General features: G+C 70.6%; 13 protein-coding genes. 6 read left to right on the forward strand and 7 right to left on the reverse strand.

What is annotated here, in order from left to right:
* Positions 1-86: 86 nt before the first annotated feature.
* Positions 87-563 carry a MarR family winged helix-turn-helix transcriptional regulator gene (locus tag NCG93_RS01265; RefSeq protein ID WP_194413625.1) on the reverse strand — a complete coding sequence of 159 codons (477 nt, stop codon included), beginning with the start codon at positions 561-563 and terminating at the stop codon, positions 87-89.
* Positions 564-703: 140 nt separating this feature from the next.
* Here NCG93_RS01265 and NCG93_RS01270 point away from each other — a divergent pair, with 140 nt between their 5' ends.
* From NCG93_RS01270 to NCG93_RS01290, 5 genes are all read left to right on the forward strand, one after another.
* A complete protein-coding gene (locus NCG93_RS01270) occupies positions 704-1,072 on the forward strand; it encodes a DUF7882 family protein (protein WP_241741617.1) in 369 nt (122 codons plus the stop codon).
* Between the two features lie 115 nt (positions 1,073-1,187).
* Positions 1,188-1,388 (forward strand): hypothetical protein, encoded by a 201-nt coding sequence (locus tag NCG93_RS01275; RefSeq protein ID WP_194413626.1) that lies wholly within the window; start codon positions 1,188-1,190, stop codon positions 1,386-1,388.
* 4 nt (positions 1,389-1,392) lie between these two features.
* Positions 1,393-1,707, forward strand: coding sequence for a hypothetical protein (locus NCG93_RS01280; RefSeq protein ID WP_241741618.1), 315 nt, complete (start codon positions 1,393-1,395; stop codon positions 1,705-1,707).
* Between the two features lie 39 nt (positions 1,708-1,746).
* The gene (locus NCG93_RS01285) at positions 1,747-2,586 is read left to right on the forward strand and encodes an Fpg/Nei family DNA glycosylase (RefSeq protein WP_194413627.1); all 840 of its coding nucleotides are present in this window, start codon (positions 1,747-1,749) and stop codon (positions 2,584-2,586) included.
* Between the two features lie 206 nt (positions 2,587-2,792).
* Complete coding sequence (locus NCG93_RS01290) at positions 2,793-3,302, forward strand: hypothetical protein (RefSeq protein WP_194413628.1); 510 nt, start codon at positions 2,793-2,795, stop codon at positions 3,300-3,302.
* Here NCG93_RS01290 and NCG93_RS01295 read toward each other — a convergent pair.
* From NCG93_RS01295 to NCG93_RS01305, 3 genes are all read right to left on the reverse strand, one after another.
* On the reverse strand, positions 3,289-3,897 hold the full coding sequence (locus NCG93_RS01295) for a carboxymuconolactone decarboxylase family protein (protein ID WP_194413629.1): 609 nt from the start codon (positions 3,895-3,897) through the stop codon (positions 3,289-3,291). The genes NCG93_RS01290 and NCG93_RS01295 overlap by 14 nt on opposite strands.
* Positions 3,898-4,039: 142 nt before the next feature.
* Positions 4,040-5,572: an MDR family MFS transporter gene (locus NCG93_RS01300; protein ID WP_194413630.1), complete on the reverse strand. Its 1,533-nt coding sequence runs from the start codon at positions 5,570-5,572 to the stop codon at positions 4,040-4,042.
* A gap of 133 nt (positions 5,573-5,705) precedes the next feature.
* Positions 5,706-5,915, reverse strand: coding sequence for a hypothetical protein (locus NCG93_RS01305; protein WP_194413631.1), 210 nt, complete (start codon positions 5,913-5,915; stop codon positions 5,706-5,708).
* Between the two features lie 60 nt (positions 5,916-5,975).
* Between NCG93_RS01305 and NCG93_RS01310 the strand changes: the two genes are divergently transcribed.
* On the forward strand, positions 5,976-7,994 hold the full coding sequence (locus NCG93_RS01310) for an ABC transporter ATP-binding protein (RefSeq protein ID WP_194413831.1): 2,019 nt from the start codon (positions 5,976-5,978) through the stop codon (positions 7,992-7,994).
* 21 nt (positions 7,995-8,015) lie between these two features.
* On the opposite strand, the gene NCG93_RS01315 is transcribed toward NCG93_RS01310, so the two are convergent.
* From NCG93_RS01315 to nadC, 3 genes are all read right to left on the reverse strand, one after another.
* Complete coding sequence (locus NCG93_RS01315; RefSeq protein ID WP_194413632.1) at positions 8,016-8,969, reverse strand: glycosyltransferase family 2 protein; 954 nt, start codon at positions 8,967-8,969, stop codon at positions 8,016-8,018.
* 71 nt (positions 8,970-9,040) lie between these two features.
* Positions 9,041-10,231, reverse strand: a complete 1,191-nt coding sequence (locus NCG93_RS01320; RefSeq protein ID WP_194413832.1) for a cysteine desulfurase family protein — start codon at positions 10,229-10,231, stop codon at positions 9,041-9,043.
* A 26-nt stretch (positions 10,232-10,257) separates the two neighbouring features.
* A complete protein-coding gene (gene nadC, locus NCG93_RS01325) occupies positions 10,258-11,115 on the reverse strand; it encodes a carboxylating nicotinate-nucleotide diphosphorylase (protein ID WP_194413633.1) in 858 nt (285 codons plus the stop codon).
* Positions 11,116-11,262: the final 147 nt, after the last annotated feature.

Genomic DNA, 11,262 nt, shown 5'->3' on the forward strand with positions numbered 1-11,262 from the left:
GCCTACGATCGACGCTCGGCCGGTCCGGTGGGGCGGCACTCGACGCCTCTGCGGCGCGCGTGGTCGACAGCCATCGGACGCGCCGTTCAGTGCGAAGGCGCCGTGGCGTGGGTGACGCTGGCGAGCACGTCCTCCAGGAACGTGGCGACGATCCGCGCGTCGCCGGACGTGAGTTTCGCGGCAATGGAGCGCAGCCGCATCGTGAGCGGGTCCAGGTGGTCGAGGTCGATGTCGCCGTCGAGCGGACGCACGAGCTTCTTGCGGCGGTCGTGCGGGTGGCCTTGCACGACCACGAGTCCGCGCGCCACCAGACGGTCGATGAGTGCGGTGCCCGAGGCGGGGGACAGATGCAGTGCCCGCGCGATCCTGCCCGGGGTCACCTCCTCGGAGTCGTCGCGCTCGAGCAGGTACCGCATCGCCGCGCGATCGGTCTCGCTCATTCCGCTCTGCTGCTCGCGCTGGCGATTGAGCTTCGCCTCGGCCAGACGCAGATGCTCGAGGATGCCGGCGACATCAGGTCGGCTGCTCTCCTGCGATGCGGATGACGCGGTGTGATCGACCACGATCGGACCCCTCTCCTGCCCAGAGGCTCTATTGGACCATGAAATTCTCGTGAGTGAAACACTTGGCGCGAAAACTTTCATGACCGAATAGTTCGATGACGAACTATCATCGAGAGCAGGCCTTCGGAAGGAACAGCACCATGGCTGAACTGATCTACGGTGCCGAGGGCGATCCGGTCCACATGCCGGAACATCTCCTCGCACACGTCAAAATCGTCGTGGCGACGAAGCTCCGCCGCAATGAGAGCTTCATGCTGACCTGGCGTCACCCCGACGGGAGCGGCCGCTCCTCGGTGTGGCTGCAGCCGGCCATTCCGCTGCGATTCGTCTTCGACAGTCCCGAGGAGCCCGCGATCGACCATGCACTCCTCGCCCGGCTGGCGACGGCCGCGAGTTCGAACGGCGGCCTGATCCTCGACCTCGAGGAGCTCCACCTGCTCGAAGCGACGGACGATGGTGCGCCGCCGCAGGGCCGGGCGCGCTCAGAGCTTTCGCGGCCGGCCGCCTGATGTTGCGACGGCCGGCGCGCGGAGCGCGGCAGTACCCGACGATTCGTCGCAGCACTGTCAACCCCCTTTGTCAGGGAGGGCGCACGCAGCATCCTCGGGTGACAGGAGGTTGACGATGACCGATTCCATCGCCGACGAGGGTGTCGCGCAGAAACCCGCATCAGAGGCGTCGACGCCCGACGGTGCGCGGGCGGCCGAGCGGACCGCACCCCCGATGACGCCCCGGCCGCGCAGCGGCGTCGCAGCGGCTGCCTCCGACCGTCGTCGCCACGAGTACCCGTGGTACGGCCCGCTCCCGGCCGATCGGCACGAGTGAGCACATGAGCGAGCACGGCGGGGCGACGAAGATGGGCGAGGACATCCACCAGCTGGTCCTGACGCCGCTCGCCGATCGCTCGTGGCGGCTGCAGGACCGAGCGGTCGATCACGGCGATGCATCGCGTCTGGTCGCCTATGTGGAACTCCACGACGACGGCGTCTACGAAGCGGTGTGGGTCTCCGTCGGCTGCGGCACGGGCCGCTTCACCTCGCTGGATATGCTGTTCCTCTCCGCGGTGCAGATGCTCGAGCAGTGTCGCAGCCTGGGTGCACTCAAGCCGGCTCCGATTCCGCATCGTCCGCCTGCACACGCGTGACCTCCTACCTGTGTCGGCGGGCGATGGCAGGATGGGGCCATGCCTGAATCGCCTGAGGTCGAGGCTCTGACGCGCTTTCTCGCCCGCGAGGCATCCGGGCGCGAGATCTGCGGCGTCGACGTGCTGGAGTTCCGTTCGGTGAAGACGCGCAGCGCGCCCCCGGCAGAGATCGTCGGGCGCACGGTCACGGGTGCCGCGCGGCACGGCAAGCACGTCGAGTTGCTCCTCGGTGACAAGAGCCTCGTGGTGTCGCTCGGCCGTCATGGGTGGATCCGCTGGCTCGGCGCAGACTCGCGGGGCTCAGACACCGAAGTGCCCGCCGACGCTCCACCGGCCCTGGCGAGCTTCCACCTATCGGACGACGTCGCCCTGGAGGTGACGGATGCCGGATCCTGGGTGTCGCTCGGCCTGTTCGTCGTCGGCAGCGCCGACGAGGTCCCTGCCATCGCCAAGCTCGGCCCCGACCCCGCTCACGACGACTTCACGCGTGCCCAGTTCGATGCGGCGCTCGGCGGTCGCCGCAAGCAGATCAAGGCGATCCTGCAGGAGCAGGAATCGCTCGCGGGAATCGGCAACGCCTACTCGGACGAGATCCTGCACATCGCCCGGCAGTCGCCGGTGACACCCGCCGCGGCGCTCGATCCTGCGGCGACCGACCGCTTGTTCGATGCGACCGTCTCGACGGTCAGGGAGGCGATCGAGGCTCGCGGCGGTGTACCGATCGACCAGCTGAAAGCGCAGAAGGTCGCCGCCATGCGCGTGCACGGGCGCGCCGGTGAAGCGTGCCCGGTGTGCGGCGACACCATCCTCGATCTCACCTTCTCGGGGACGTCCGCGCAGTACTGCCCGACCTGCCAGAACGGCGGTGTGCCGATCTGAGGCCTCGCGGAGTGCACCTGCCTCTGCGCCGGGGCGTCGGGAGGTAGGTAGCATGGGTGCCATGACGACCTCGCAGCAGCCGGCCCCTCTCACCCTCGCACCCGTGCCGGACGACAAGAACCTCCTCACGGTCGTCGAATCCGCCGGCTCGTGCTGCGGCGGCAGCTGCAGCATCGACTGACCCCACACACCGCCACGCGCCGTCGATGACCGACGACCAGCTGCACATCACCCCGCGCGTGGGTCGCATCCTCATGTCGGAGGAGGCGATCTACGGACTGATCCTCGTCTCCGGCATGATCGTGGTCAGCGCCTCCTCGAGCGGCGCGGCCGTGGACGCGGCGATCACGGTCGCCGTGACGGTGATCGTCTTCTTCGCGGCGCACGTCTTCGCCGGCACGCTCGGACGCCTCGCGGCGACGGACGGCCGGGCCGGGCTGCGGGCGAGCCTGCGTGCGTCCACGCATCAGTCCTCGGGCATGCTCCTCGCGTCGCTGCCGCCCCTCGTCATCCTGGTGCTCGGCGCCACCCGTGTCATCGACGACAGCACCGCCATGTGGGCCGCGCTCATCGTCAACACCGTGCTGCTGGGCGCGCTCGGCTGGATCGCGGTGGCACGCTGGAGCACCCACTGGGTTCCGCGCATCCTCGCCGCTCTCACCACCGCCGCCTTCGGCGGTGCCTTGATCGCCTTGAAGGCGATCATCCACCACTGATGCGAGCACTGGCGCGGGCGGCCTCACCCGGGGCCCGCAGCGCCGCCACCAGCGCGGGCGTGAGGCCCGGAACGTCGTCCACTGGCACGGCCAGCGCGAGCAGTGCCCGGCTGAAGAAGTTCCGCGCACCCGCGGCGAGCGCGATGTCGACGATCTGCCGATCGCTGAAACCCACGTCGCGCAACCGCTGAGTGTCGGCGTCGTCCATGGACGCGGCATCCGTCGACAGCTTGTCGGCGAACTCGATGACCGCCACATCCGCCTCTTCCAGTTCTGCGGCGCGCGGATCGCCCACCAGGCGTGCGAGCTGATCCTCGTCGAACAGCCCGCCGCGGAGGCTCTTGCGACCGTGCGCCAGCAGGCAGTGCTCCGACCCGATCGCGCGGGCGGCGCCGAGCGTCGCGAGCTCGTACGTGCGAACGCCGATCGACGGCACGATGGCGCGCACCAGCGTCTCGAACGCCTGGTGGGCGTCCGGGTTCACCGCCATCACCTGGGTGTGGGCGAAGACGAACCCGTCGCCGCGGCGGTCGTTGTCATACATGTCGGCGGCGTGACCTGTCACGCTCTCGGCATCAGGGGTGTCGACGATCATGATGCTGCCTTCCCGTCGGGAGTGGGGGCACCACCAGAATCGCGGATGCCCCACCCCTTGTCGAGGGGTGGGGCATCCGCGTGATACAGCAGCGCGGGGCTGCCGCCGAGGCTCAGTGGCGACGAGCCCCGTGGCTACAAGCTCAGTGGCCCACGGGCGCACCCATCGGCTGGTCGGCCGGCTTGCGGATGAGGAAGGCGCCCACCAGCAGCGGCAGTGACAGGAACGCCGCCGTGAGGAACGCCGCGTGCGTCCCCGCCGCTCCAGCGGCGAGCTCGTCAGAGCCCGAAGCGGTGGCGGCGGCCGACGCGGCCGCCATGACGCCGAACATCAGTGCGATGCCCGCTGCACCGGCCACCTGCTGCGCCGTTCCCACGACGGCCGAGCCGTACGAGTAGAACTTGGGCTCGAGCGAGGCCAGCGATGCCGTGAACAGCGGCGTGAACGACAGCGCGAGTCCGATCGACAGCACGGTCTGCGCGACGGCGACGAGCCACACCGGGGTGTCCTGGCCGAACGTCGTGTAGAACCACAGCATCCCGCTCGTGATGACCGCGCCAGGTACGAGCAGGACGGTGGTGCCCCAGCGGTCGTAGATGCGGCCGATGAAAGGTCCGGCGAAGCCCATCGCGAGCGCACCCGGTAGCACTACCAGGCCCGTGGTGAGCGGGTCGACGTCGAGGACGTCCTGGAGGTAGAGCGGCACGACGGTGATGGCACCGAAGAAGGCCATCGACATGACCACCATCTGTGCCATCGAGAGCGAGAAGTTCCTGCTGCGGAAGACGCGGAGGTCGAGCAGGGCGTCGTCCTTGCGCTGCAGCAGCACCTGACGCCAGCCGAAGAGGCCCAGCGCCACGACGCCCACGGTCAGCGACACCACGAGCGTGGTGGTGGAGGCGGCGCTCGCGGCCGCGGCATCCGCTCCGCTGCCGTGACCGCCCGCGCCCAGCTGACTCAGGCCGAACACCAGTCCGCCGAAGCCGAAGGCCGACAGGATCACCGACAGGACGTCGATCGGGGCCTTCGTCGTCTCGCCGAGGTTGTGGATCCAGCGCGCGCCGACCACGAGGGCGACGATCGCGATCGGCAGCACGATGCCGAAGATCCAGCGCCACTCGAAGTTGTTGAGTATGGCGCCGGCGAGGGTCGGGCCGATGGCCGGCGCGAGCGACATCACGATGCTGACGCGGCCCATCATGCGGCCGCGGATCGCCGCGGGCACGACCGTCATCAGCGTCGTCATGAGCAGCGGCATCATGATGGCCGTGCCCGACGCCTGCACGACGCGGGCCACGAGCAGCATCGGGAAGCCGGGGGACAGGAACGCGATGAGCGTGCCCGCCGAGAACAGTCCCATGGCGGCGACGAACATCGTGCGCGTGGTGAAGCGGCGCAGCAGGAAGCCGGTGATCGGGATGACCACGGCCATCGTCAGCATGAACGCGGTCGTCAGCCACTGCGCGGCCAGGGCGGTGATGCCGAGGTCCGTGATGAGGTGCGGGATCGCGACGCCCATCGTGGTCTCGTTGAGGATCGCGACGAACGCGGCGGCCAGGAGCAGCCAGATGACGCGGCTCTCGCGGGGACCGAGTGTGGGAGTGGCGCCCGCAGCGGGGGTGCGGGGGACAGCGGAGATGCTGCCCGTTCCGGGGGTCGTATCGATGGCGGCCATAGGTCGTCTCCTCGAGGCTCGGATGGTCAGCGAAGCGCCACCCGAGGATGGCAAGCTCTCACCATAACCACAGGTTCCGACATCCCATTCCCGATTCCGGGAGCGTCTGCCGGTGAGCGGAGGACCGCCCGGATCAGCTGCCGGAGCGCCGCGGCTCCGTGTCGTCCCAGCGCTCCGAGCCGATCGCGTCGGTGGGCTCGGCCTCCGGCTCGCGGTCCTCGAGGTTCTTGGGAAGCGGGTTGACGATCTCCTCGTGGGGGATGGCCTTGAGGCGGTCGATCTCCTCGCGCAGCTCGGCGAGGTCGCTGCCGTCGTGTTCGGGGGCGTCGGGAGTCGAGGTCATGGCTCGAGCCTAGCGTCGGAGCCCGGGGTCGGTAGGGCTCATTAGGCTGGCACTGTGAGCATGCGCGGCGGCGGGGGAGGCGGCGGGGGCGGACATCCCGGCTTCCGGCCCGTCGACATCCAGGCGCAGCGCCGCGCCAACGCCGAGGCGCCGGAGATCCCCGAGCTCGGCAAGCGGGTCGTCGGGCTCTTCCGTCCGTACAAGTGGTCGATCCTCATCACGGGTCTGCTCGTCGTGGCGGGGGCCGGCATCGCCGTCATCCCACCGCTGCTCGTGCAGCGGGTGTTCGACGACGCGCTCTTCCCGCTCGACGGGTCCGCGCCCGACCTCACGCTCCTGTGGAAGCTCGTGGCCGCCATGATCGCGCTGTTTCTGTTCTCGGCGGGGCTCGGGGTGGTGCAGACCTGGCTCACCTCCACCGTCGGCAACCGGGTCACCGGCGATCTGCGCGTGAAGCTGTTCGACCACCTGCAGTCGATGGAGCTCGGCTTCTTCACGCGCACCAAGACCGGCGTCATCCAATCGCGCCTGCAGAACGACGTCGGCGGAGTCTCGGGTGTGCTCACGAACACCGTGACGAGCATCCTCGGAAACACCGTCACGGTCGTCGCGTCGCTGATCGCCATGATCCTGATCGACTGGCGGCTGACGATCATCGCCGTCGTGCTCATGCCGTTCCTGATCCTGGTGCAGCGTCGTGTCGGCCAGGTGCGCGCCCGCATCGCCGGCGAGACACAGGAGTCGCTGTCGGAGCTGACGGCGATCACGCAGGAGACGCTGAGCGTGTCGGGCATCCTGCTCTCGAAGTCGTTCAACCGGCAGCGCACCGAGGCGACCCGCTACGCCGACGAGAACCTCAACCAGGTGCGCCTCCAGGTGCGCCGCGCGATGAGCGGTCAGGGCTTCTTCGCGGTCGTGCAGGTCATCATGGCGAGTGTCCCCGCGATCATCTACCTCGTGTCGGGCTACCTGATAGACGGCGGCAGCGACGTCATCACCGCGGGCACGATCGTGGCGTTCACCACCGTGCAGGCGCGCCTGCTCATGCCGCTCATGGGCCTGATGCGCGTGTCGCTCGACCTGCAGACCTCGTCGGCGCTGTTCGCGCGCATCTTCGAGTACCTCGATCTGGTGCCGGCGATCCGCGACGAACCCGACGCCATCGCCGTGGCGGACGCCCCGGGCCCGATCGGCAGGATCGAGTTCCGCGACGTCGTGTTCCGCTACCCGGATGCCGCGGCCGACAGCCGCGCGACCCTGCGCGGCGTCTCGTTCGTGGCGGAGCCCGGCCAGCACGTCGCGTTCGTCGGCCCGTCGGGCGCCGGCAAGACGACGGTGCTCTACCTGACGCCGCGCCTGTACGAGGCATCCGGCGGCTCGGTGATGTTCGCCGGGGAGGACGTTCGCCGCCTGCGCCAGGAGTCGATCGTCGACAACGTGGGCATCGTGTCGCAGGAGACCTACCTGTTCCACGCCACCATCCGTGAGAACCTGCGGTACGCCAAGCCGGAGGCGACGGATGCCGAACTCGAGGCCGCCTGCCGCGCGGCCAACATCCACCACGTCATCGAGCGCTTCGAGAACGGATACGACACGGTCGTCGGCGAGCGCGGCTACCGCCTGTCGGGGGGCGAGAAGCAGCGAATCGCCATCGCGCGCGTGCTGCTGAAGGATCCGCCGGTGCTGTTGCTCGACGAGGCCACGTCGGCGCTCGACACCGTGTCGGAGCGCGTCGTGCAAGAGGCGCTCGACGCGGCGGCCCGCGGCCGCACCACGCTGTCGATCGCCCACCGGCTGTCGACGGTGATCGCCGCCGACGTCATCCACGTCGTCGAGGCGGGGCGCATCGTCGAGTCGGGGACGCACGCGTCGCTCCTGGCTGCCGGCGGGCTCTACACCGAACTCGCGGCCCAGCAGCTGGCCACGACGAAGATCCTCGAGGCCGAGGACGCCGATCCACCGGCCGACCATGCCGACCGCAGAGCCGACATCGCTCCGGACGCCGCCGTCATCACGCCGGACGAGGTGCTCGCGTCGGGCCGCGCGGTCATCCGCGACCCGGAGTGGCCGGAGGCCTGAGCCCGGGTCGTCAGGCCGCGGTCACCACAACCGCGCCGCGTCGACCGCCGTCGCCGCCGGTTCGGGCAGTGCCACGCCGTCCGCGCGAGCCCAGAGCGTGCGCGCGAACGCGCCGACGTCGCGCCGGTACGCGTCCTCCGGGTGGTCGCGCGCGAGATCCACGAGGGGCGGCAGGTCCATCGCGAGGATGAGCTGCACGCGGGATGCCGCGGCCCGCGGCTGGCCCGCCGCATCCAGGACCGCGATGCCGCCCCGCAGCGCCTCCAGGTAGTCGCGCAGGACGGGCAGTTCGCCCTTGTGCTGTGTGATCGACGAGCCGTCCGCGCGCTCGCGCCACTCCACCACGACGTCCGGGATGACATCGAACGTGCGGGCGCGCGTGTACATCTGCTGTGCGACGACCTGGTCCTCGTAGGCCCTGCCGACCGGGAATCGCAGGCCGGTGCGGTGCCACAGATCCGTGCGGCTCACCTTCGACCACGCGACGATGTTGCCGGATGCCGCGGGGTGCTGGTCGAGCGTCGTCCCGAGGCGCGACGGGTCGGTCGCCGCGGCCACCCACGGCTGGACGATGCCGGGGGTGTAGCCGCCGGCGCTGTCGGGGCGCAGTCGCACGTACGCGCCGAGCGCGAAGTCGCTGCCGCTGGCTGTGAGCGTGCCGACGAGCCGCTCGAGAGCGTGCGGCGTCAGGCGGTCGTCGGCGTCGAGGAAGCCGACGAAGGGCGACCGCACGAGGTCCAGCCCGGTGTTGCGTGCGGCGCCCAGCCCGCGCTGCGTGGCATGGTGCACCACGTGGAACCGGTCGTCGTCGGCGGCCGCGGCGTCGAACAGTGCTCCTGTCTCGTCGGTCGACGCGTCGTCGACGAGGATCGCCGTCCAGTCGGTGCGCGTCTGCGCGCGCAGCGAGTCGAGCGCCTCGGCGGCATAGGCGGCCACGTCGTAGCCCGGGACGATGACGGTCACGGCGGGGGTCACGTCCCGATCCTACGGGCGCCGGCCAGCACCGAGGGTCGGAGCCGGCGAGGCGGCCCGCGGTGCGGTCGGCCTCAGCGCCGCGGGGCGGAGACCGCGGCGACGGATGCCTCGACCGCGTCGGCGACGGCATCCAGGGGTGCGTTCAGCCAGCGGGGAAAGGTGAACCGCACGGCGGTCTGAGCGACTCCGGGAGCGATGCCCATGGCGAGGAGGACGTGAGAGGGCTCGTCGCTGCCCGCGGCGCAGGCCGATCCGCTCGACGAGACCACGCCGCGGCGTTCGAGCTCGAGCAGCACGGCCTCGCCGCTGGTGCCGGCGAAGGTGAAGCTCGCGGTGCCGGCGAGCCGGTGCACGGGGTCGCCGGTGAGCCGCGCCGAGGGCACGTGCTCGAGCACGCGTGCGATGAAACGGTCGCGGATCGTGCCGACGCGAGCGGATGCCTCGACCCGCTCGGCCTCGGCGAGTTCCAGCGCGGTGGCGAAGCCGATGGCGCCGGCGACGTCTTCGGTGCCGCTGCGCCGTCCGCGCTCCTGCCCGCCGCCGTGCAGCAGCGGCTCCAGCGGGACCCGGCCGCGGATGCCGAGCACGCCGGTGCCCTTCGGCGCGCCGAGCTTGTGCCCGGCCAACGAGATCGCGTCGTAGCCCAGCTCGGCCGCCGACAACGGCAGCCAGCCGGCGGCCTGCACCGCGTCGAGGTGCAGTGGCACCCGTCGCTCGCGGAGGGCAGCCGCGATGGCCGCGGCATCCTGGACCGTCCCGACCTCGTTGTTGGCGTACCCGATGCTCACGAGCACCGTGTCGTCGCGGAGGCTCCGGGCGACGGCTTCCGCGGACACCCGGGCGTCCGCATCGACGGGGACGCGCGTCGCCGCGAAGCCGTGCACCCTCTCGAGGTAGGCGACCGACTCGAGCACCGACTCGTGCTCGATGGGAGTCGTGACGATGTGCGTCCCGCCGTGTGCGTGGGCGGCATCGGCGCGACGGGGCGCTCCATCGGCGCGGCGCAGGGCGGCCGCGATCGCGATGCCCTTGATCGCGAGGTTGTTGGCCTCGGTGCCGCCGGAGGTGAAGACGATGTCGCCGGCGCGCAGGCCCAGCACCCGGGCAACCCGGGCGCGTGCTTCGCCCAGCGCGTCAGCCGCCGCCTCACCCACCGTGTGGTGGCTCGACGGATTGCCGTACCACCGGGTGAGGTACGGCATCATCGCCTCGAGCACCTCCGGGCGGACCGGGGTCGTGGCCGCGTTGTCGAGATACAGCATGCTCATCGGATGTCCGCTCTTGCCGGTCAGGACGCGTCGATGCGCACGTCGAGCCCCAGATCGAGCGCACGGGCGGAGTGGGTGAGGGCGCCGACCGAGATCACGTCGACGCCGGTCTCGGCGATCGCACGCACCGTCTCGAGAGACACGCCGCCGGATGCCTCGACGGTGGCGCGGCCGGCGACCTGCGCGACGCCCGCGCGCAGCTCGTCGAGCGAGAAGTTGTCGAGCATGATCGTGCCGATCCCCGCCGCGAGGACCGGCTCGATCTGCTCGATCCGGTCGACCTCGACCTCGATGTGCGTGGTGTGGGGGAGGAGGTCCTTCGCCGCGAGGAGAGCCGCCGTGGGTGAGACGCCCTTCTGTGCAAGGACGGCGAGGTGGTTGTCCTTGGCCATGACGGCGTCCGAGAGCGAGTGCCGATGGTTGCGGCCGCCGCCGTCGCGCACCGCCTTGCGCTCGAAGGCGCGCAGTCCCGGCGTCGTCTTGCGCGTGTCGGCGATGCGGGCGCCGGTGTGGGCGACCTCGGCGACGTAGGCGCCGGTGAGGGTGGCGATGCCCGACATGCGCTGGACGAAGTTCAGTCCGATGCGCTCGGCCGTGAGCACTCCGCGGGCGCTCCCGGTCACGACGGCGAGCACCGCGCCCGGCTCGAACCACTCGCCGTCCTCGACCACCAGCTCGACGTCGATTGCCGGATCGGTGAGCCGGAAGGCCGCGGCGAACACCTCGCCCCCCGAGAACACTCCGCGTTCGCGTGCCACCAGGTCGGCTCGGGCGACCGCGTTCTCCGGGATCAGCGCCTCGCTCGTGAGGTCGCCCCAGGGCGCATCCTCCTCGAGGGCGGCGGCGACCGTGCGGTCGATGACGGCCCGGCTCAGCATGCGACGGCCTCCTCGAGTGCGGGCGAGACGGCGGAACTCCTCAGTTCCGTCGTCAGCGGCAGAGTGCCGGTGGCCGAGATCGCGGCGACGTCCGGATTCTGAGGAGTTCCGGCCGCCGGATGGTCGGCGCGGAAGTGCGCGCCGACC

The sequence above is a fragment of the Microbacterium yannicii genome (assembly GCF_024055635.1).
In the GTDB taxonomy this organism is placed as follows: domain Bacteria; phylum Actinomycetota; class Actinomycetes; order Actinomycetales; family Microbacteriaceae; genus Microbacterium; species Microbacterium yannicii.